Genomic DNA, 20,211 nt, shown 5'->3' with positions numbered 1-20,211 from the left:
AGATGCCTGCGACACGTGTACGACACGCCGGTTACGGCGGGACACTGTTAGGTCGCGGACAGTAGGCTCCCCGTGGCTGCCGACCGTAGCGGGCGGTCCGGAGCCAGCTCTCCGGGAGGGTTCGTGGAGAAAACCGTCCGCCAACGCCGAGCGCCAGACCAGGCCCCGCCAACCGACCCCGTCACGCCGGGCGAGGGCTCGCCGGCTGACGGCGTCGAGGCGTCGACCCTGCCCGAGTTGGAGGACCGGGCGTGGATGCACCACGCGAACGACTTCGCCCACACCAGTTTCTGGGCGGTGGCCCGTCGGCTGCCCCGGCTGGTCCGCGAGGCGCTCGCCCTGGCCTGGGCGACCAGTCGCCGGGACACCGCCGCGTCCATCGGGTTGAACGTCGCCGCCGGGGCGATGACCACCCTCGGCCTGCTGGCCACCACCGGCGTGCTGCGCGAACTGTTCGCGGCCGGCCCCACGCCGGACCGGATCCGGGGGGCCCTGCCGGCCCTGGCGCTGACCGCCGCCGCCGTGATGGCCAAGGGTGGGCTCACCATCGCCGCCGGCTCGGCGCAGGCCCGGCTCACCCCGCAGATCAACTATCAGGTCGAGCTGCGGCTGTTCGAGGCCACCACGGCCGTCGACCTGGCCGCGTTCGACGACGCCGGGTTCGCCGAGGAGATGGACCGGGCCCGGGAGCGCGGGGTGACCGAGGCGGCCTGGATCGTCGACCACACCGTCAACCTGATCACCGGCGTGGTCGGGGTGCTGGCCACTGCGGCGGCGGTCACCGTGATCCAGCCGCTGCTGCTGCCCTGCCTGCTGCTCGCCGCGGTGCCCGAGGCGGCGACCGCGGTGAAGGTCGCCCGCCGGCAGTACCTGGAGATGCTGGCCAGGATCAACCGGCGCCGCCGAATGTCGATGCTGGCCAACCTGATGGCCAACCGGCACACCGCCGCCGAGGTCCGGGCGTACCAGATGCGGGACTTCCTGCTCGGCGAGTACCGGCGGATGATGGCCACCGAGACGCGCGCCCACCTGCGCCTGGTCCGTACCCAGACCCGGACCCGGGTGCTCGGCACGTCCGCCGCGGGCCTGGCCACCTTCGGCGTGTACGCCGTCCTCGCCGGCCTGCTCCTGACCGGCATGGTGGCGCTCGCCGCCGCCGCGACCGCGCTGATCGCTCTCCAGTCCGCGCGTTCCAACCTCGGAATCGCGGTTTTCGCCACCAACGCGCTCTACGAGGACGCCCTCTACTACCAGGACTACCGGGACTTCCTGGACCGGGCCCTCAGCCGGATCGGCCCCCGCGGTGACCAGCCGACCGACGGCTTCGACGCCATCGAACTGGACGGGGTCAGCCTGCGCTATCCGGACACCGACAGCCCCGCCGTCGACGGGGTGAGCCTGACCGTCCACCGGGGACAGGTCGTCGCGCTGGTCGGCGAGAACGGCTCGGGGAAGTCCACCCTGGCCAAGCTCATCGCCGGCCTGTACCGGCCCACCGGCGGGGTGATCCGCTGGGACAACGTGGACACCGCCGAGCTCGACCCCCACCAGGCCGGCGCACACGTCGCGGTGCTCACCCAGGACTGGTGGAAGTTCCCGTTCACCGCCGGGCAGAACATCCGCGTCGGCCGACACGACCGGGCCGCCGGAGGGCCGAGTGTGCAGGACGCCGCCCGGGCCGCCGCCGCCCACGACATGATCATGGATCTGCCGTTCGGGTACGACACTCTGCTGGACCGCGAGTTCAAGGACGGCCACGACCTCTCCGGCGGCCAGTGGCAGCGCCTCGTCGCCGCCCGTGGCCTGTACCGGGACGCCCCGCTGTTGATCTGTGACGAGCCGTCGGCGGCGCTGGACGCCCGGGCCGAGCACGCCCTCTTCCAGCACCTGCGCCGCCGTCCCGACCGGGCGGTCGTGCTGATCACCCACCGGCTGGCCAACGTCCGGCACGCCGACCAGATCTTCGTGATGGAGCGCGGCCGGCTGGTCCAGCGCGGCACGCACGACGAGCTGATCGCCGCGGACGGGCTCTACCGCGAACTGTTCCACCTCCAGGCCAGCGGCTACCTCGGCGCCGCCGACCCCGCCGCCGGCACGGGTCAGTAGACCGTTACCGGATGGTTGACGACGCCGTCGAAGAGGTAGCCGAGGTCGTTGGGGCGGGCCCGTTCCGGCTGGCCGGCCCCGGTGACGTCGGTGGCCCGCGCCCGTAGCGTCGCCGGCCCCGGCCCCGCCGGACGCCAGCGCGCCGTCCATCGCTGCCACGGCCCTCCCGCGTCCCCGGCGACCAGTTCGGCCGGCCGCCAGCCGTCGTCGTCCGTGTGCACCTGTACCGATCGGATCGGGCCCCCGCCCGACCAGGACCGGCCGCGCAGCAGCACCTCCGCCCCGGCCGGGACCCGGGCGTCCCAGGGCAGCTCGAAGGCGCTCTTCACCGACTGGGGGCCCAGCTGCCCGCCGCCGTCGGGCTGGCCGGGGCCGAACATGCGGTAGAGCTCAGTGTTCCACGGCGAGAACAGCGGGGTGGCCGACACCTGCACCGGGCCGACCCACTTGACCGAGGAGATGCCGATCCAGCCCGGCACCACCACCCGCACCGGGAAGCCGTGGTCCGGCGGCAGCGGGTCGCCGTTCATCTCGTACGCCAGCAGCACGTCGTCGAGGGCCTTGCCGACCGGCAGCGGCCGGCGGACCCGGCCCAGGTTCACCCCGCCGGTGACGTAGTCCGGGTCCAGCCCTTCCGGCATCACGTCGACCGCCGCGCCGGTCAGCCCGGCCCGACGCAGCACCGTGGACAGCCGCACACCCCGCCAGTGCGCCACCCCGACGCCGCCCAGGCCCCACGCCACCCCGGGGGCGGGCCCGTCCTGCTGCCCGGCGAAGAACCGGCGGGCGTTGCCGGCGCACTCGACCAGCGCGGTGACCCGCTCGGCGGGCAGCAGGCGCAGGTCGTCGTAGCCGAACTCGACCGGTCGGTCCCGGGTGGGCGTGCCGCGCAGGCCGTCGCCGAACAGGCTCAGCCGCCACGTGTCGGGGTCGATCATCGGGGTGCGGGTGTGGTTGCGGACGAAGAACCGGTCGTTGGGCACGACGTACCCCTGCCCGGCCATCGCCTCCCAGCGCATCTCGGCGTTGGTGTCGTGCCGGGTGAACAGCCGGTCCGGCAGCGGCTTGACCGTGCCCGGCCCGGTGGCGTCCCGCCCGGGGTCGGCGCCGACCGGGTCGGCTGCCACCGCGACCGGCTCGCGTTCGCCCGCGGCGGCGGCCAGGGCGGTCATCGCCGCGCCCAGCTCCAGCAGTTGGGAGCGGGGCACGCCCGCGCCCCGGGCCCGGCCGGCCAGCCACTGCCGGGCACGTCGGGCGTCATGGTCGGCTTCGTCGTACGACAGGGGGTGCGGCATCGGGGTTCCCTCCGGCTCGGCGACACGAACTCCTATTCAATCAGTAGGAGTTATCGCCGGGACAGCGCCGGGCGGCGGGAACCGCCGGCCCTTCGGCCGCGCCGACCGGCGCCGCTCAGGTCGCCGCGGCCACGACGGTGATCACCCCCGCGACCACCAGCACCCAGGCCCAGAGCCGGTCCACGTTGAACCAGGCCCGCCGCAGCACCCCGACGCCGAGCACCTCGTACACCGCCACGGCCGCGGCCAGCGCCACGCCGAACATCGCCACCGTGTGCACCCCGGCGGCGGCCAGCCCGGGCAGCGCGCCCGCCGGGGTCGCCGACAACTGTCCGGCGTGTCCGGCGTGCCCGCCGGCTGCGGCCGGCTCGGCGAGCAGCACCGGCAGCAGCATCAGCCCGGCGCCGTGCGCCGACGACATCAGGAACGACCACCCGGCGAGCTGCGCGTTGGACGGCCGCATCCCGGCCCACCGGAAGTGTCGCCGCGACAGCAACTGCCACAGCCCGAACCCGACCAGCAGCACCCCGCCGGCGACCGCCACGGTGGTGCTCGCCACGACCGACCTGGTGGCGCTGACCAGCGCGGCCACCAGGCCCACCGAGGCGAGGTGGCCCAGCGCGATGGGCAGCAGCGACGTCACGAGCATCCGCCGGCTGCGCTCCTGAAGGCCCCGGCCCACCGCGAACAGCCAGCCCATGGCCGGGTTCAGCCCGTGGAACGCGCCGAGCCCGGCCAGCGCCAGCCAGGTCGTCCCGGTCACGGAAAACAGTACGAGTCGGAGGACGCGTCGCCGCCCTGCAACCGGGTCTGGTGCACCCGCAGCCCCCGGAACTCCTCCCCGCGCGGGAAGAACCGCGGGTCCGGGGTGAGCCCGCCGGCGTCGGGGTCGACGTCCAGCTTGGCCAGCCAGGCGCCCACCCCGTCCGGGTAGAACTGGTCGTCCCACGAGCCGTAGAGGGAGTTGGACACGTACACCCGGCGGCCGTCGCGGCTGATCTCCACCATCTGCGGGCCGCCGGCGAGGGGCTCGTCGGGGAAACCCGGGTGGGGGGTGCGCCGCACGATGCCGCCGAGGCGCACCGACCCGGTCTGCACGGGGTGCAACGGGTCGCTGACGTCGTACTGACGCAGCTCGCCGGTGCCCCAGCAGGAGACGTAGAGGAATCTGTCGTCGACCGACAGGTCGATGTCGGTGACCAGCGGCGGGACCGCCCCGAACGGCTGGAGCAGGTCCGGCAGGTCGGCCGGGTCGGCCGGCTCGGCCGGGATGTCGATCACCTTGGTCACGGCCCAGGCGTCGCCGTCGCGGTGCCACAGCCAGACCGAGGCGGACAGGTCCTCCACGTTGATCACCACGCCGACGAACCCGTACGTCTTCGTCGGGTCGTGCGCGGGGCGCAGCTCCAGCGGCATCTGGTACGCGTCGCCGAGGTCGACCCGCTGCACGTGCCGGCGCTTCGCCAGGTCCCAGAAGTGGATGGCGTGCCCGTACTTGCGCCCCAGCAGCAGCTCGCCGACGATGCCGTCCTCGATCATCGACGGGGTGCCCCACTCGCTGGTCACCAGCACGTCGTGGTTGAGGTGCCACCAGAAGTCGTACGCGAGGAACTGCGGCCCCCGGTCGGCCTCCCACGCCCGGCGGACCTCGAAGCTGGTGTGGTCGAGGATCGCGATGCCGCCGGGGCCCTCGGCGCCGTCGGCGCCGCCGAGGGCGGACAGGTAGATCCCGTCGGGGCCGCAGTGCACCGTGTGCGGCCGGGAGTAGCCGGCCCGCGCCGCCAACTCCTCCGGGCCGATCACCTTGACCAGCTCCGGGGCGCGCGGGTCGGGCTGGGTGTCGTACACGTGCACCCGCGACGAGCGCAGCCCGGGCACGATCAGGTAGCGCCGCTCGACGTGCGGGTGCGGCGCGGTCGGGCAGAGCGCGCTGCTGCACGCGTTCCACCCGAAGTGGTGCACCTCGTCGCCGGTGTGCGGCAGGTCGGTCCAGCCCACCACCCGCCCGTACTCGGGGGAGGCGGGGTCGGTGTCGAGGACCGCGATGGCGTCGGGACGGGCCGCCGAGCGGTCGAAGGCGGCCACGTAGGCCAGCTTCTCGGCGGGGGCCCGGGCGGCGTCGCGGGGCGAGGGATAGAAGGACGGGTCGGGTGTCCAGCGGCTCATGGCGGCTACCTCCGGGGTCGGCGTGCCGGACCGATCGCATCGACGCATCTCAGCGAGCGGAAACAGCCTACTGACCCGACGGGGCACCGTGGTTAACGCATCGTGCCGACTTCCCTGCCCAGGGTTGCCCGGTGAAGGGCGGCCTCTCAGGCGTCCCGGTGGGCGGCGAGGAAGTCGGCGAGCACCCGGGTGTGGGTGGAGAAGGCCAGCTCGGCGGGCTCGGTGAGCACCAGCCACTCGGTCGCCTCGTCGGTCGGCGCGGACGGCGGGAGCTCCCCGGCCGCCCGCTCGGGCAGCGTCCCGAAGACCATCATGGTGCCCCCGGCCGGGGCGCTGTGCACCCCGAACAACTCCGCGTCCCCGGCCGCCGCGACCAGCCCGGTCTCCTCCTGCAGCTCCCGGACCAGGGCGTCGCGCCACTCCTCGCCGTACTCGATGAAGCCGCCGGGGAGGGCGAGCAGGCCGCGCGCGGGCTCGATGTCCCGGCGCACCACGACCACGCCCAGGCCGGCGTCGGTGCGTACCGGCAGCACGGCGACCGCGACCGGCAGCGGGTTACGCCAGACGGTGTGCCCGCAGGCCGCGCAGGCCCGGGGCCAGCCGCTCCCCGCCGGATAGGCGATGCCACAGGAGGAACAGTGGGAGTACGGTGCGCCGGTCATGCCGCTGCACGTTACCGTCCCGGCCGCCCGGCCCCCGCCGGGGTGGCCGCGAGGAGCCGGCGGGTGATCCACAGCGGCGAGGTGACGGCGTTGCCCATCACCACCGCGTGCGCGCCCGCCGCGAACGCCCGGCCGATCTGGTCGGTGCTGCGGTACCGCCCCTCGGCGAGCACCGGCACCGGCACCGCCGCCGCGAGCCCGGCCACCAGCTCCAGGTCCGGCCCGTCCCGGCGCGGACTGGCCGCCGTGTACCCGGACAGCGTGGTCGCCACCGCGTCCGCCCCGGCCCGCACGGCCGCCACCCCCTCGGCGACGGTGGAGACGTCCGCGAGGACCAGCGCGCCGGCGGCGTGCACCGCCGCGACCGTGTCGGCGAAGACCCGGCCGTCGGGGCGCGGCCGGTCGGTGCCGTCCACCGCGACGACGTGCGCCCCGGCGGCGGCCACCTCCACCGCCAGCTCGGGCGTCGGGGTGATGAACACCTCGGCGTGGCCGTGCTTGTACAGCCCGATCACCGGCACGCCGACCGCGGCGCGGATGGCGGCCACGTCGGCCGGGCCGTTCGCCCGGATCCCCACCGCCCCGCCGGCAACGGCGGCGGCGGCCACCCGGGCCTGGACGTACGGGTCCCGCATCGGGTCGTCGGGCTCGTCCGGCAGCGGCTGGCAGGAGACCACCAGCCCCCCGGCGAGCGAGTCGAGGATTCCCACGGCCTCAGTCCTTTCCCTCGTCGAACGCCGGCCGGCCCGCGCCGACCAGCTCCTCGGTGGCGAGCCGGGCCGCGCCGACCACGACCGCGTCGGCGCCCAGCGCGGCGGGCAGCAGCGGCACGTCCGCCCAGCCCGACGGCAGCTCTGCGGCGTAGGCGGCGGTCGCGGCCGGCAGCAGCGCCCCGCCCGCCCCGCCGGCCACCAGCACCACCTGCGGGTCGAGCGTGGTCACCAGCCCGGCCAGGGCCGCGCCTAGGCTCGCGCCGGCCCGCTCGACCACCTCCCGGGCGGCGGCGTCCCCGGCCGTCGCCCGCTCGGCCACCTCGCGCCCGGTGATCCGCTCGCCGGTACGCAGGGCGTAGCCGGCGGCCAGGCCGGTGCCGGACGCGACGGCCTCCAGGTGCCCGTACCGGCCGCACCCGCAGCGCAGCCGCCCCGCCCCGGGCGCCGGCAGGTGGGCCACGGCGCCGGCCGCGCCCCGGGCGCCGGGGTCGATCCGGCCGTGCCGGACCAGCGCCCCGCCGAGCCCGGTGCCGACAGCCACCAACAGCAGGTGTCCCCGGCCCCGACCGGCCCCCGCCCAGCTCTCGCCGAGCGCGGCGGCGTGCACGTCGTTGGCGACCCGCACCGGCCGGCCCAACCGCCCGGCCAGCTCGGCGCGGACGGCCGTGCCGGTCCACCCGGGCAGGCTGTCCGTGGCGTACCGGATGCCGCCGGTCGCCGGGTCGACGGTGCCGGCGGTGCCCACCCCGACCGGCCGGTCGGCGGCACCGGGGATCAGTTCGGCGGCGAGCCGGGCGGCGGTGTCCAGCACCGCGCCCGGCCCGGACCCGGCGGGGGTGGGCGCCCGCAGGCGGCGCAGGACCGTGCCGTCGGCGGCGACCAGGGCAGCCGCCGTCTTGGTGCCGCCGATGTCGACGCCGACGGCGGCGTGGGCCGGGGAGGTCATCCCTTCAGGCCGGTGTGCGCCAGGCCCTCGACGAACTGCTTCTGCGCGATCACGAACACCGCCAGCACCGGCAGGGCGGTCATCGACGCCGCCGCGAGCTGGACGTTCCACATCGGCCCGCCGTACGCGTCGACGAACTGGGTCAGCGCCTGCGGCAGGGTGAACTTCTCCGGCGAGGAGAGGAACACGATCGGTTCGAGGTACAGGTTCCAGCTGTGCAGGAAGGTGAAGATGGCCACCGCACCCAGCGCGGGGCGGGACAGCGGCAGGGCGATCTTCCAGAAGGTGGCGAACCGGCCCAGCCCGTCGACCCGGGCCGCCTCCTCCAGTTCCCCGGGCAGGGCGATGAAGAACTGCCGCATGATGAACGTGGCCAGCACGCTCGGCGCCCCGAAGATCGGCACCAGGATCAGCGGCCAGTGGGTGTCGACCAGCCCCAGCTTGAAGAACATCTGGAACAGCGGGACGATCGTGACCTCGCTCGGGATGAGCAGGCCGGCGAGAACCACCAGGAACAGCAGGTTCTGGCCCCGGAACCGGATCCGGGCGAAGGCGTACCCGGCCAGCGCCGCCACCGCGAGGGTGCCCACGGTGACCACCAGGGCGATGTAGACGCTGTTGAGGTACTGCCGCCCGAACGGCTGCAACTCGAACACCCGCTGGTAGGCCTCCAGCCGCGGGTTCGTCGGCCAGAGCTGCGGCGGGAAGGCGAAGATGTCCGCCACCGGCTTCAGCGACGAGGTGACCATCCACCAGGTGGGGAAGACGAACGGGATCGCCAGGACCATCAGCACCCCGTAGAGCACCAGCTTCGTCCTGGGCGACAGGTCACGACTCATGGAAGACCCATCTCTTGCGCATCTGCCACTGCAGCACGGTCAGCGCGAGCACGATCGCGAACAGCACGATCGACAGGGTCGCGCCGTAGCCGAAGTGGTGGAACTGGAAGGCCTGCTGGTAGAGGTAGTAGACGAGCACCGTGGTCGAGGTGCCCGGGCCACCCTGGGTCAGCACCGCGATCTGCGCGAACACCTGCAACGAGCCGACCACCGTGATGATCGACGTGAGCATGATCGTCGGGCTGATCAGCGGCACGGTGATCCGCCAGAACTGCCGCATCCGGCTCGCCCCGTCCACCTCGGCGGCCTCGTACAGATCGCCCGGCACGCCCTGGAGGGCGGCCAGGAACAGCACCATGTTCAGGCCGACGTTCTTGAACACCTGCACGACGACCACCGACAGCATCGCGGTGCCCTCGCCGCGCAGCCAGTTCGGGCCGTCCACGCCGATCGTGTCGAGCAGCCCGTTGATCCCGCCGTTGTCCTGAAGCAGGAAGCCCCACACGATCGTCCAGGCGACCAGGGAGACCACCACGGGGGAGAAGAACAGGGTGCGGAACACGATGGTGCCGCGTAGCTTCTGGTTGAGCAGCACGGCCAGCATCAGCGCCAGGGCGAGGTTGAACACGACCAGCCCGACCGAGAACAGCCCGGTGGCCTTCAGCACCCCACCCAGGTTGGTGTCCTCGGCGAGCTGCGTGTAGTTCTCGCCCCCGACGTAGTCGAACGTGCCGGCGAGCACGTTCCACTCGTGCAGGCTGTACCAGACCACCAGGACCAGCGGCAGGATCACGAACACGATGCTGCCGATGAGCTGCGGGGCGACGAACAGGTACCCGGCGAGCTGGTCGCGCCGGCGGCTGGTCCACCACGGCGGACGGGCCCGGCCCGGGGCGGGCCCGGTCTTGGCGACCGGGCCCGTCCTGGTGTCCGTCGGGGACATGGTCACTTCGCCAGCAGCGGCTGGATCTTGGCGCACACGCCGTCCAGGACCGCCTTGATGTCGGCGTTCGGCTGCCACAGCGGGTCGAGCCCGGCGCGGACCTGCTGGCTCAGCTCGGCCTGCCCGGCGTGGCTCGGCTTGACCACGCCGCTGGTGATGCCGTCGATGACGACCTTCTGCAACTGCTCCGGCTTGAGCTTCGGGTTCGTCTTGCCCAGCGTCTCGGCGGTCAGCAGCGACTGCCGCGGCGGCGGGAAGAACTGGGCCAGCTTCGCCGAGTTGGTGGGGTTGGTGAAGAAGGCCAGGAAGTCGGCCGCCTCGTCGGCGTGCGGGCTCTTCTTCATCACCCCGAGGCCGGCCTGGCCGAGCACGGCGTAGTTGCCCTTCGGGCCGGCCGGCAGCGGCACCAGGTCCCAGCCGAAGCCGCCGTCCTTCAGCAGCGACGCCCGGGAGATCTGGGTGACCGTCATGGCCGCGTCACCGGCGAAGAAGTCCGCCGTGGTGCCCGGGCCGGGCAGGGCCTTGTCGGTGAAGATCCCCTTGTGCAGGGCGGTCATCGCCGCGACCATCTCCGGGGAGTTGAAGCCGCAGGACTTGCCGTCCTCGCTCCACGCCTGGGCGCCCCAGCCGGTGAAGAAGGTCGACAGGTTGTCCCAGCCCTTGTAGTCGAAGTCCCGGATCACCAGGCCGGCCTTGCCGGACTTCTTGGCGGACGCCGCGGCGGTGGCCAGGGCGTTGTCCCAGTTCCACTGCCCGGCGGCGATCAGCTCGGCAGGCGTCTTCTGCCCGGCCTTCTTCACCATGTCGGTGTTGACGAAGACCCCGAACGGCGAGTTGGAGAACGGGTAGGCGTACAGCTTGCCGCCGTCCTGCCAGAGCTTCGTGGTGGCGGGGGAGAGGTCGTCGTAGCCGTACCCCTCGGTCTTCTTCAGCGTCTCGTCCAGCGGCAGCAGCGCGCCGGAGGACACGAAGTCGGGGGCCGAGTTCTCGAACACCCAGGCCAGGTCGGGGGCGTTGCCGCCGGCGATCTGGGTGGTCAGGGTGGTGGTGTAGTTCTCGAACGGCAGCGGGTCGAAGGTGATCGACTCCACGTCGGGGTGGGACTTCTTGTACTCGTCCGCGATCTCGTTGAACAGCTTCAGGTGCGCCTCGTTGGCGGACCAGACCGTCATCCGCAGCTTCGCCGGACCGCTGTCGCCGGCGTCGTCCCCGCCGCCGCAGGCGGTCAGGGCGAGCGCGCCGACCAGCGCGACGGCGACGCCGCGCAGGGCCTTTCCTGCTCTCACAATCTTCTCCTTACCGGGGGGTGTTTTAGTAGCCCGCGATCTGCGGCCAACGCAGTTCCACGCCGGCCGTTGTAAGGCGGTCCTGGAAATCGGCCAGCAGACGGGGGGTGTTGCGGACCGCGCGCGGGGACTCGCCCCGCTCCAGACAGAAGTCGGCGAGCAGACCGGCGACCTCGCCGACGTTCCACTCGACCGGGTGCAGCCGGTAGCTGCCGTTGGTGACATGCGTGGTGCCGATGTTCTTGCCGGCCGGCAGCAGGTTCTCCACCCGCTGCGGGATCAGCGCGCCGAGCGGGATCTCGAACGGGCAGGACCCGACATCGATGTAGTTGTCGCCGCCGGTCGACGGGTGCAGGTCGATCCGGTACATGCCCACGCCGATCGAGTCGGGGTAGCTGACCGCGCCGCGTGCGCCGCGCACCTCCAGCGACAGGTCCTGCTCGACGACCGTGTACTCGGCCCGGATGCGCCGCGACTCCCGGATGTACGGGGCCTGGGCCAGGCCGTCGGCGCTGCCGGTGACGTCGCCGCGCAGCCGCAGCCCGGGGAATCCGGTGCCCCCGTCGGGCCGGGGCGCCTCGGTCTGCATCCAGTACAACACCGAGTACGACAGTTCCCGCGCCTGCGACAGGTGCCAGGACGCGTTCGGCACGTCGATGACCGGGCCCTCGAAGTAGTCGATCATCGGCCAGTTCACCAGCGTGATGTCGCTGGCGTACGCCCCGTCGACGAAGGTGCGCCGGGCGGCGATCCGCCGGAACGTCCACAGGTTGCCGTCGCCGGGGCTGAGCCGCTGGTCGGCGTTGACCGCCAGGGGGTCGTCGTCCGGGTTCGGGGTGAAGCTGCGCTCGACGATCTCCAGCGTCCGGGGGTGCGGGGAGCGCCAGGACAGCAGCCGGTCGCCCCAGAAGTCCGGCTTGTAGTCGCGCCAGAAGTCGTACCCGGCCGGGCGGTCGATGGTGTGGTCGCCGTCGACGTGGTCCAGGGCGAAGCAGACCGACACGGCCTGCATGTTCATCGGCTGGGCCTCGGCCGGCGCGCTGGGCTCGCCGGTCTCCTCCCGCGACTCGAACCCGGTGACGTACTCGACGCCGGCCAGCGGCAGCAGCTCGCCGGTCTCGGTGGCATCCAGCACGTACGGGGCGGTCAACTCGACCAGTTCGTCGGGGCGGTCGCGGTGCGCGACGGTCACCCCGGTCACCCGGTCGCCGTCGGTGGCCGCCGAGACCGGCCGGTACGGCTGGAGCACGGTCAGCCGCCCGGACCCCCGGTACGGCGCCAGCATCTCCTCCAGCACCGCCACCGCGACCCGGGGCTCGTGACACAGCCGGCTGACCCAGCCGGCCCCCGGGTTGAGGTCGGTCAAACCCCGGGACCGCTCGGTGAGCGGGAAGTGCCGCCGGTAGTAGTCCCGGATCCCGGTGCGCAGCTCCCGGTAGCTGGCGGTGACGCCGAACTGCTCGACCCAGGAGTGCTCGTCCGGGGGGACCGCCTGGCTGGTGAGCTGCCCGCCGAGCCAGTCGAACTCCTCGGTCAGGATGACGCTCCGGCCGGCCCGGAGGGCGGCCAGTGCCGCCGCCACCCCGCCCAGCCCGCCGCCGACGACGAGGACGTCCGCACGCATCGTTACCACTTACTTCCTTCCAGTTGCGCGATCGCCGCTCAGGAGCGGCCGACCGCCGGATTGGGGGCACCGAGGGTGTCCCCCTCGACCAGTTGGCACGGCAGCAGGCGCTGCCCCACGCCGTCGGCGCTGCCGTCGATGACCGAGGTCAGTACCTCGACCGCCTGGCGTCCCATCTCCTCGCGGGGGATGTGGAAGCCGGTGAAGGTGAGGTCGGTGGGCAACGGCACGGTCGGGTCGCCGAGGGTCACCACCGACAGGTCGCCGGGCACCGTCAGGCCGCGCCGCCGGGCGGCCAGCTCGAGGGCCATCGCCGTGGCGAAGTCCTCCACGAAAACCACGGTGGTCCGGTCGGCGCGCAGGTCGTCGAGGATGGCGTCGGCGTCGCGCCCGGCGGTGGGCAGCTCCCGGGCGCTCTCGGCCGCGCCGCCGTGGGCGGCGAAGCCGCGCCGCCGGTCCTCGGACGACTCGGCGTGGGTGCCCATGGACAGGTACGCCAAGCGGCGGTGCCCGTGGCCGAGGGCCCGCCCGGTCAGGGCGTCGACCGCCGCGGCGTAGTCCGCGCCGACGTACGGGACCGGACCGTCGGCGTCGTTGCGGCGGCCGACCGCCACGTACGGGAAGCCGTCCCGGTTGAGCCGGTGCAGCTCGGCGGCGTCGATCTCCCGGCCGAGCAGAAGGCAGCCGTCGGCCAGCCGCAGCCGGTTGTCCTGGTGGAAGATCCGCCGCCGCCCGTCGACGACCGGGGCGCTGGTGAACAGCAGCAGGTCGCAGCCGACCCGCTCGGCGTACTCCTCGATGCCGAGCAGGAACGGGTGGAAGAAGTCCCGGCTGCCGCTGGGGAACGCCGGCTCGTAGGTGAAGACGCCGATGATCCGGTTGAACCGGGCGGCCAGCCGCCGGGCCACCGGGTCGGCGGCGTAGCCGGTCTCCTCGATGGTCCGCAGGACGCGGTCCCGGGTCTCCGGCGCGATCCGCACGTCGGCGTCTGAGCGGTTGTTGAGCACCAGGGACACGGTGGCCTGACTGACGCCAGCCAGGCGAGCGATGTCACGTTGGGTGACGCGGCGCGGCGAAGAGGGCACGGGGGAGGCCTCCGGTTGGTGCTAATGCGTATTAGCGATCGGTGTTGGAGAGGACTCTCGCCCGTGCCCCGGGGAGATGTCAAGAGCTCTCCGGAGATTTCCTCGCGATGAACTCCCTGAACTAATGCGTATTAGCTTGCCGGTGCCCGGGGCCGCCGACGTGCTTTCGCCCCTCGCGGCCGTTTCCCGCCGAGATCGACGCGCCCCCTTGACAGTGGGCCGGCCGGGCGGCGAACATCGGAGAAAGATAGATGCTAATACGTATTATCAGACTTCGGTGAGTGCGCTGCCGCCCCGCCCGGGCACCCCTCAAATCACCCTGCGTGACGTCGGTGGGCGCCCGGTCGAGGCGCGGGTACCCCACGCCGCCGACGGCAACATGCACGCCGTCGACGTCGGCGAGAACCTCGATCGGGAGGTGCACCTCGGGGTCGTGCACGACTCCCTGGCCGAGGCCCCGGACCTCGGCCGATCGGCCGCGCCGACGTTCTACTTCGACGGGCGCACCGCGCACATGTACTACGAGGCCGGCGGCCGGCTCACCGCGACGATCGGGCACGCCGTGGCCACCCTGCCCGCGCCGGTGCCCACCCGGGAGCTGGACTGCGCGGTGGACCGGCCCGTGCTCTGGCCGCCGAGCCACAAGCTGGTCGACGTCGCCGTGACCGTCGACCTCCCCGACGGGGTGCTCGGCCCGCGCGCCTTCGCCCTGACCGAGGTGACCGGCGGCGACGTCGCCTCCGACGTCGCCGGGTTCGTCACCGGCACCCCGGACACCGCCGGCCGGCTGCGCGCCGAACGCGCAGGCAACGGCGGGGACCGGGTCTACACCCTGCGGTACGCCGGCCACGACGAGATCGGCCGCCCGGTGGGCTGCTCCGTCACCGTCACCGTCCCGCACGACCAGCGCCGGGCCTGACCACCGGCGCCCCTGAGGTAGCGACCGGGACGAGCGGTGCAGCGGTCCGGCGGGCTCGCCGGCCCGGCCCTCGTGCGGGGGCCGGGCCGGCCGCCCGGGATCCGGCGCTGGTCACGCCGGGTCGGGCGTTGGCCGCCCCGGAATCCGGGGCTGGCCGCCCGGATCAGGCGCGTAGGGCCGCCCGGGCATCCATCAGGGCGAAGCCGAGCAGGTTGTCGCCCCGCCAGCGGGCCGGGTTCTCGACGGCGGGGTCGTCCGCGGCCAGGCCGGCGCCCCACACCCGGTCCACCGGGCTCGCCTCGACCAGCACCCGGTTGCCGGTGGCCAGCAGGAACGCGCGCAGGTCGGCGTGCTGGGCGAACTTGGCGACGCTGCCGGCGACCACGACGTCGTACCGGTGGGCCACCCAGACGGCCTCGTCGAAGCCGCGGACCCGGCGGCCGAGGGCCTTGGCCCGCTGCGGGTGCTCGGCGGCGAGGACCTGCTCCGCCACCGCGTCGTCGCCGAAGAGGACGGCCTTGCGCCACATCATCCAGTGCTCGGCGGTGTGGAAGACCCGACCGTCCACGGTAAACGGCGCGGGCCACCACTGGCTCAGGCAGCCCGGCCCGACGGAGCCGTCCCGCTGGGGCCGGTGACCCCAGAAGTGCAGGTACTTCACCGGCTTACCGGCGCTCTGCAGGGCCACCAGGTCGGCGGCGGATCGAGGCGACATGGCCGACAGTCTGCCCTGCGCCCCCGACAGTGCGCCGCCGAGTTTCCACCTGGACTCCCAGCCGGCCGGGTCCGCGGTGTATGCCGACGTGGTGCGCCGCAGGGGCCTCGGCCGGGTCGGTGCCGGCCACCACGTCGGCCTCGCCCCAGAGCCGACCGTGGGCGCGCCATCCTCCTCCGTCAGGGATTCGGCCGACCTTCTGCACGTCGAGGTGGACCATGTGGCCGGGCCAGCGAGCGGTGATCTTCCCCGGCTTGCGGCTGTTGTCCCCATTCGGATCAATGAATCGGCGTCTGCCAAGGCCCAGTCGGGTGCGGTTCCGGGTTACGGTGCGGCGGTTGATCGCAAAGCCAAGCTGGGCCAGTTCGTCGGTGATCCGCTGGGCGGACCACTTGTGCTCGCGTCGCCAGGCCGCGATCTGCTCGAGGACGCAGGCTGGAGTCGCTGCCGGGCTCGCGTGCGGTGTCGATGAGCGGTCCTGTAACCCGGCGTCCCCGTGACGTCGCCAGCGGTTGACCCACTTCGATGCACACGCCCGTGAGATTCCCATTTCCACTGCGATGTGAGCGATTGGGCGGGTCTTGCAGCGTTCGACGAGACGTCGCCGCCCTTCGACGGAGAGGGGCGCGTTGGCGTGGGTCATCGGGCCGCTGCCGTTTCATCCGCTGCCGTTTCATGTTCAGCCGGGGAGGCGACGGCTCCTCGGGGCAACCAACGCAGCGTGAGGAGGCCGAGGACGAGGTGCAGGAAGCTGGCCGTCGCTGCAACGATGTGCAGTCCGGCAAGGAAGGCCGCCTTGGCGTCGGTCACGAGCGTCGCCGTCAAATCGGACAGCTGGAGAGTCTCGTCAAGCGTGGGGGCGAGGTCTGGGCCCTGGAGGCGAAACAGCAGGGCGGCGAGCGATCCGAGCAATGCGATGCCGAGGGCGTTGCCGATCTCGTTGCTGGTCTCGGCGATCGCCCCTGCTGATCCGGCGCGCTCGGGAGGGACTGCAGCGACGGCGGTGGCCGCGACGACAGCGAAGCAGATGCCGTAGCCGATGCCCGCGAGCGCGGTGGAGGCGATGTACCAGCCGATCCCGCCGGTGACGGTGGTGGGCAGCAGCAGCAGCAAACCGGCAGCGATCGAGAAGTGACACACGAGCAGTGCGCTGCGCTTGCCGACGCGGTCTACGACCATCGGGGTGACGATGCAGGTCGCGGTGAGCACGACGGCTCCCGGCAACGCCAGGAGCGCTGCTTGCAGGGCGGAGACGTCGAGGACGGACTGCAGGTAGATCCCGGCCAGGTAGGCGGCGGCCGACCAAGCTGCGAGCGGCAGCAGGCCGGTGATGATGGCGACGGTGAAGGTCCGGTCGCGGAACAGCGAAAAGTCAATGAGCGGGTGTTCGATCCGCCTCTGCCGGAGTCCAAACCACCACAGCACGGCGGTGCCCAGGATTGCGGAGGTGACAGCGGACAGCGTCAGACCTTCGGCGGCAACGTGCTTGATGCCGTAGATCGCCAGCAGGAGCCCGACGGCGGACGTCACAACGCTGATCGCGTCGACCCGTCCCGGTCGGGTGGCTCGGACTTCGCGTAGCAACACGGGGGCGAAGCAGAGGAACACAGCGATGACGGGCAGGTTGACCAAGAACACCGACCCCCACCAGAAGCGCTCCAAGAGCACGCCGCCGACGACCGGGCCGATCGCGAAGCCGGCCGCGAACGCCGCGGCGAAGATGCCTATCGCCTGAGCCCGTCGCTTCGGGTCGGCGAACAACTCGCTGAGGACCGCCAGCGCGGACGGGAGCAGCGTCGCGCCCGCGATGCCCATGACGGCTCGGGCGGCGATGAGCAGTTCCGGCGTGGAGGCGAACGCGGCGGCGGCCGAGCCGATGCCGAAGAAGGCCGCGCCGACCATGAGGAGCCTGAGGCGTCCGTAGCGGTCGCCGATGTTCCCGAACGCGACAAGCAGCGACCCGACGGCGAAGCCGTAGATGTCCAAGATCCACAGCGCTTGGTCAGCGCTGGGGTTCAGCGCCTGGCTGACCCGGGGCATCGCGAGGAACAGGATGGATCCGTCCATCGAGACCAGCAGCACCGGACCGAGAACGACGAGCAGACCGAGCCAAGCCCGGAGGTTGCCAGCATCGGACGAGGCAGCAGGATGTTGAGCCATATCGTCAACGCTCCAGGTCCCGCTTTGGGACAGCCAGACACCTGCTGTGGGTACACCCAGCAGGTGCACCCACACCACCGCGGCCCGTGTCTACGCTCGAGGACGTGGAGAGCCTCGGAGCATTCTTGAAGAGCCGTCGCGATCGGGTCACCCCGGACGCCATCGGGCTACGCACCTACGGCAGCAGCCGGCGCGTTCCAGGTCTGCGCCGCGAAGAACTGGCTCACCTCGCCGGCGTCAGTGCCGGCTACTACACGCGGCTGGAGCAGGACCAAGCCGGAACGCCCTCGACGCAGGTCCTCGACGCCCTGGCACGGGTGCTGGAACTCGACGAGCCCGAGACGGTCCACCTGCACAATCTCGCCCGCCAGACCAATCGGACCGGCCTCGCCGAACCGCCCGTCGAACACCCCCACCCCCGTGTACTCGCCTTGCTCGACTCGCTTGGCGAGGCCACTCCCGCGATCGTGCTCGGCAGGCGCGGGGACGTGCTCGCCTGGAACCGCACCGGTCACGCATTGCTCGCCGAGCACGTGGACTTCGACGCGCCAGGCGACCCAGAACAGCGCCCCTCAATCCCGAGGATGTTCTTCCTGGACCCGCTGACCCGAGACCTGCACCGCAACTGGGACGAGCTCGCCCGCGTCCACGTCGCGTACCTCCGGCTCACCGCCGGCCGGTTCCCTACCGACGCACGCCTGGCGAACCTCATCGGCGAACTCACCATGCGCAGCGACCAGTTCGCCCAAATGTGGGCGAACAGGGAGGTCGCAGACTGCACCACCGGCGACATGCACCTGCAACACCCCACCGTCGGTACCGCGAGCGTCGCCTACCAGGTGTGGCTCCAGCCCGACAGCCCGGACCACCGCCTCGAGATCTACACCCCAAACGACGCTTCCTCAGCAGACGCACTCCACCTTCTCACCCGCCGCATCGCAGGCGAGGACGACTCGAGCGTCACGGGGACTGAACGATCCGCCGCTGGTCGAGGTCACGATCGACCCGTCAACAACCTCGTGCCCTGCAACAGCTAGACCTCCGCTATGAACCGGTCTCCTCCGCTATGAGCCGGCGTCCCTCGTCGGACGCCCCGGCGCTCCGCTCGCGCTCGGCGAGCAGCTCCAGCGTCCGCCGGCGCACCGGCTCGCCCAGCACGTCGGCGGCCTGCACCCGAAGTTCATATCGGACTCGACTCATCTGACGTGCGGCCGGTCGGTCGCAGCAGAAGGCTGTTCCTGCCTGCTGGTCCCGGCGGTCACCTCGGCCGCCGCGCGCTCGCCGGCGCGCACCGCGCCCTCCAGGTAGCCCGTCCAGCCGACCGCCGTCTCGGTGCCCGCCCAGTGCACCCGCCCCACCGGCAGGCGCAGCGCCGGCCCGTAGCCGCGCCACGAGCCGGGGGTCAACGCCCCGCAGAAACACCCCCGGGTGTACGGCTCGGCCGACCAGTCGTACTCGACGAACCCGTCCGGGCGCGCGGCGTCCGGGCCGACCATGGCCACCAGCGCGTCCAGCACCGCCGCCCGCCGGGCATCCGGGGACATCCCGCGCAGCTCACGCGCCTCGTCGCCGTAGCTGAACGCGGTCAGCACCCCGCGCGTCGAGTCCGGGGTGCCGTTGTCCACTGTCTCGGTCACCGGCCCGGTCGCGCTGGTACCGACGCCGGAGAGCCCGCCGGCACGCCAGAACGGCTCCGGGTAGAGCGCGTGCACCTTCACCGCCGACCCCATCGGCATCCGCTGGGTCAACCCGTCGCGCAGTGCCGGCAGCGGTGGGTCGTACCGGATCCGGCCGGCCAACGCCGGGGCCACGGCGACCACCGCCGCGTCGGCGGGGTACGCGTCCCGGTCGGTGCGCACCAGCACCCCGCCGGCGTCCTGCGCGATCACCGTCACCGGCGCGCCCAGGCACAGCGCCCCCGGCCCCACGGTGGCCGCCAGCCGCTGCGCCATCCGCTCGGCCAGCGCCGCCGGGCCGCCCACCACCCGATCCTGCTGCGCCCCGCCGGCCATCCCCAGCAGCAGGGCGCTGCCACCGCCGCTGCGCAGGTAGAACAGCATCTGGAGCAGGGAGATCTCGTCCGGGCCGGTGGCGAGCAGGCCGCCGGCCAGCAGTCGGCCCAGGTACCGGGCACCCGCCGGATCACCTGCGGCCTCGGCCAGCCAACCGGACAACGGCAGCCGGTCCCACTCGGGCGCCTCGGCTGCCCGCCAGGGCGCCGCCGGATCGAGCCGCGCGGCGAGGGCGTCGAGCCGGGCCAGCACCCGTCCGGTGGACTCCGGCGGCTCTGGGCGGCGCTCCCCGTCCCAGCGCAGCACCGGCGCGCCGAGGGCCGCCGACGGGAACGTGGTCAGGCCGTACTCGGCGACCAGTGCGTACATCCGGTCCTGGGTGGGGCCGAGCCACTGCGCGCCCAGGTCGAGCTGGGTGCCGTCGGGCAGCCACCGGGTCAGCGTCCGCCCGCCCACCCGCTCCCGGGCCTCCACCACCCGCACGTCCCACCCAGCGCGGGCAAGCGCCAGCGCAGCGGCAAGCCCGGAAAACCCACCCCCAACCACCACCACCCGCCCCACCCGCACCCGCCCCACCACTCCCTCCCGCCCCTCCCGCCGCGCTTCCACCCCGCCGCGTACCCCCAATCCGGCCCAGTACGCCGCCCACCCCACCCCCTTCCTTGATCGTCTGCTGAAAAGTGAGTCGACACGCCGGCAGTGGTCTCCGAAATCGACAGACGATCAAGGGCGCCCGTATC

Annotated in this window: 18 protein-coding genes and 1 pseudogene; 3 read left to right on the top strand and 16 right to left on the bottom strand. The window is 72.8% G+C overall.

The window, feature by feature from the left end; genetic code table 11:
• The first annotated feature begins 123 nt into the window (after positions 1-123).
• Positions 124-2,106 carry an ABC transporter ATP-binding protein gene (locus ACQPZO_RS16725; protein WP_433342023.1) on the top strand — a complete coding sequence of 661 codons (1,983 nt, stop codon included), beginning with the start codon at positions 124-126 and terminating at the stop codon, positions 2,104-2,106.
• Here the strand turns inward: ACQPZO_RS16725 and ACQPZO_RS16720 are convergent.
• The 11 genes from ACQPZO_RS16720 to ACQPZO_RS16670 all read right to left on the bottom strand — a co-directional run bounded on the left by ACQPZO_RS16720 (position 2,100) and on the right by ACQPZO_RS16670 (position 13,587).
• The gene (locus ACQPZO_RS16720) at positions 2,100-3,401 is read right to left on the bottom strand and encodes a sulfite oxidase (RefSeq protein ID WP_433342021.1); all 1,302 of its coding nucleotides are present in this window, start codon (positions 3,399-3,401) and stop codon (positions 2,100-2,102) included. The two genes, ACQPZO_RS16725 and ACQPZO_RS16720, sit on opposite strands and share 7 nt — an antisense overlap.
• A gap of 115 nt (positions 3,402-3,516) precedes the next feature.
• On the bottom strand, positions 3,517-4,164 hold the full coding sequence (locus ACQPZO_RS16715; RefSeq protein WP_433342020.1) for a hypothetical protein: 648 nt from the start codon (positions 4,162-4,164) through the stop codon (positions 3,517-3,519).
• Entirely contained in the window at positions 4,161-5,567 is a 1,407-nt protein-coding gene (locus ACQPZO_RS16710; RefSeq protein WP_433342019.1) for a selenium-binding family protein, read from the bottom strand. The genes ACQPZO_RS16715 and ACQPZO_RS16710 overlap by 4 nt, the downstream gene beginning before the upstream one ends.
• A gap of 146 nt (positions 5,568-5,713) precedes the next feature.
• Entirely contained in the window at positions 5,714-6,229 is a 516-nt protein-coding gene (locus tag ACQPZO_RS16705) for an NUDIX domain-containing protein (protein WP_433342017.1), read from the bottom strand.
• A gap of 11 nt (positions 6,230-6,240) precedes the next feature.
• A complete protein-coding gene (locus ACQPZO_RS16700; RefSeq protein ID WP_433342015.1) occupies positions 6,241-6,939 on the bottom strand; it encodes an N-acetylmannosamine-6-phosphate 2-epimerase in 699 nt (232 codons plus the stop codon).
• A gap of 4 nt (positions 6,940-6,943) precedes the next feature.
• A complete protein-coding gene (locus ACQPZO_RS16695; protein ID WP_433342014.1) occupies positions 6,944-7,888 on the bottom strand; it encodes an ROK family protein in 945 nt (314 codons plus the stop codon).
• Positions 7,885-8,727, bottom strand: coding sequence for a carbohydrate ABC transporter permease (locus tag ACQPZO_RS16690; RefSeq protein WP_405108123.1), 843 nt, complete (start codon positions 8,725-8,727; stop codon positions 7,885-7,887). Before ACQPZO_RS16690 ends, ACQPZO_RS16695 begins: the two co-directional genes overlap by 4 nt.
• Positions 8,717-9,670, bottom strand: coding sequence for a carbohydrate ABC transporter permease (locus tag ACQPZO_RS16685; RefSeq protein ID WP_433342012.1), 954 nt, complete (start codon positions 9,668-9,670; stop codon positions 8,717-8,719). The genes ACQPZO_RS16690 and ACQPZO_RS16685 overlap by 11 nt, the downstream gene beginning before the upstream one ends.
• 2 nt (positions 9,671-9,672) lie before the next feature.
• Entirely contained in the window at positions 9,673-10,956 is a 1,284-nt protein-coding gene (locus ACQPZO_RS16680; protein ID WP_433342010.1) for an ABC transporter substrate-binding protein, read from the bottom strand.
• Between the two features lie 25 nt (positions 10,957-10,981).
• Positions 10,982-12,580 (bottom strand): FAD-dependent oxidoreductase, encoded by a 1,599-nt coding sequence (locus ACQPZO_RS16675; RefSeq protein ID WP_433342009.1) that lies wholly within the window; start codon positions 12,578-12,580, stop codon positions 10,982-10,984.
• A 38-nt stretch (positions 12,581-12,618) separates the two neighbouring features.
• Complete coding sequence (locus ACQPZO_RS16670) at positions 12,619-13,587, bottom strand: LacI family DNA-binding transcriptional regulator (RefSeq protein ID WP_433342007.1); 969 nt, start codon at positions 13,585-13,587, stop codon at positions 12,619-12,621.
• A 355-nt stretch (positions 13,588-13,942) separates the two neighbouring features.
• Between ACQPZO_RS16670 and ACQPZO_RS16665 the strand changes: the two genes are divergently transcribed.
• Positions 13,943-14,584: a hypothetical protein gene (locus tag ACQPZO_RS16665; protein WP_433342006.1), complete on the top strand. Its 642-nt coding sequence runs from the start codon at positions 13,943-13,945 to the stop codon at positions 14,582-14,584.
• 163 nt (positions 14,585-14,747) lie between these two features.
• Here ACQPZO_RS16665 and ACQPZO_RS16660 read toward each other — a convergent pair whose 3' ends face one another.
• The 3 genes and pseudogenes from ACQPZO_RS16660 to ACQPZO_RS16650 form a co-directional block, all read right to left on the bottom strand.
• Entirely contained in the window at positions 14,748-15,299 is a 552-nt protein-coding gene (locus tag ACQPZO_RS16660) for an NADAR family protein (RefSeq protein WP_433342004.1), read from the bottom strand.
• 151 nt (positions 15,300-15,450) lie between these two features.
• Positions 15,451-15,942, bottom strand: a pseudogene (locus ACQPZO_RS16655) (helix-turn-helix domain-containing protein); the annotation flags it as partial.
• The gene (locus ACQPZO_RS16650) at positions 15,939-17,459 is read right to left on the bottom strand and encodes an MFS transporter (RefSeq protein WP_433342002.1); all 1,521 of its coding nucleotides are present in this window, start codon (positions 17,457-17,459) and stop codon (positions 15,939-15,941) included. The pseudogene ACQPZO_RS16655 and the gene ACQPZO_RS16650, both read right to left, overlap by 4 nt.
• 104 nt (positions 17,460-17,563) lie before the next feature.
• Between ACQPZO_RS16650 and ACQPZO_RS16645 the strand changes: the two genes are divergently transcribed.
• Positions 17,564-18,496 carry a helix-turn-helix transcriptional regulator gene (locus ACQPZO_RS16645; protein WP_433342001.1) on the top strand — a complete coding sequence of 311 codons (933 nt, stop codon included), beginning with the start codon at positions 17,564-17,566 and terminating at the stop codon, positions 18,494-18,496.
• A gap of 7 nt (positions 18,497-18,503) precedes the next feature.
• On the opposite strand, the gene ACQPZO_RS16640 is transcribed toward ACQPZO_RS16645, so the two are convergent.
• Together ACQPZO_RS16640 and ACQPZO_RS16635 are read right to left on the bottom strand one after the other, a co-directional pair.
• A complete protein-coding gene (locus ACQPZO_RS16640) occupies positions 18,504-18,632 on the bottom strand; it encodes a hypothetical protein (protein WP_433341999.1) in 129 nt (42 codons plus the stop codon).
• A 23-nt stretch (positions 18,633-18,655) separates the two neighbouring features.
• Positions 18,656-20,125: a flavin monoamine oxidase family protein gene (locus tag ACQPZO_RS16635; protein WP_433341997.1), complete on the bottom strand. Its 1,470-nt coding sequence runs from the start codon at positions 20,123-20,125 to the stop codon at positions 18,656-18,658.
• Positions 20,126-20,211: the final 86 nt, after the last annotated feature.

It is taken from the genome of Micromonospora sp. CA-111912 (genome assembly GCF_050948415.1).
In the GTDB taxonomy this organism is placed as follows: Bacteria; Actinomycetota; Actinomycetes; order Mycobacteriales; family Micromonosporaceae; genus Micromonospora.
This window is presented reverse-complemented; position numbering and strand designations above follow the sequence as displayed.

What these genes read in the sequence shown, in the direction of transcription:
- ACQPZO_RS16720 (WP_433342021.1), bottom strand. Translation starts at nt 3,401, where the DNA reads ATGCCGCACCCCCTGTCGTACGACGAAGCCGACCATGACGCCCGACGT.
- ACQPZO_RS16710 (WP_433342019.1), bottom strand. Translation starts at nt 5,567, where the DNA reads ATGAGCCGCTGGACACCCGACCCGTCCTTCTATCCCTCGCCCCGCGAC.
- ACQPZO_RS16705 (WP_433342017.1), bottom strand. Translation starts at nt 6,229, where the DNA reads ATGACCGGCGCACCGTACTCCCACTGTTCCTCCTGTGGCATCGCCTAT.
- ACQPZO_RS16695 (WP_433342014.1), bottom strand. Translation starts at nt 7,888, where the DNA reads ATGACCTCCCCGGCCCACGCCGCCGTCGGCGTCGACATCGGCGGCACC.
- ACQPZO_RS16690 (WP_405108123.1), bottom strand. Translation starts at nt 8,727, where the DNA reads ATGAGTCGTGACCTGTCGCCCAGGACGAAGCTGGTGCTCTACGGGGTG.
- ACQPZO_RS16685 (WP_433342012.1), bottom strand. Translation starts at nt 9,670, where the DNA reads ATGTCCCCGACGGACACCAGGACGGGCCCGGTCGCCAAGACCGGGCCC.
- ACQPZO_RS16675 (WP_433342009.1), bottom strand. Translation starts at nt 12,580, where the DNA reads ATGCGTGCGGACGTCCTCGTCGTCGGCGGCGGGCTGGGCGGGGTGGCG.
- ACQPZO_RS16660 (WP_433342004.1), bottom strand. Translation starts at nt 15,299, where the DNA reads ATGTCGCCTCGATCCGCCGCCGACCTGGTGGCCCTGCAGAGCGCCGGT.
- ACQPZO_RS16650 (WP_433342002.1), bottom strand. Translation starts at nt 17,459, where the DNA reads ATGGCTCAACATCCTGCTGCCTCGTCCGATGCTGGCAACCTCCGGGCT.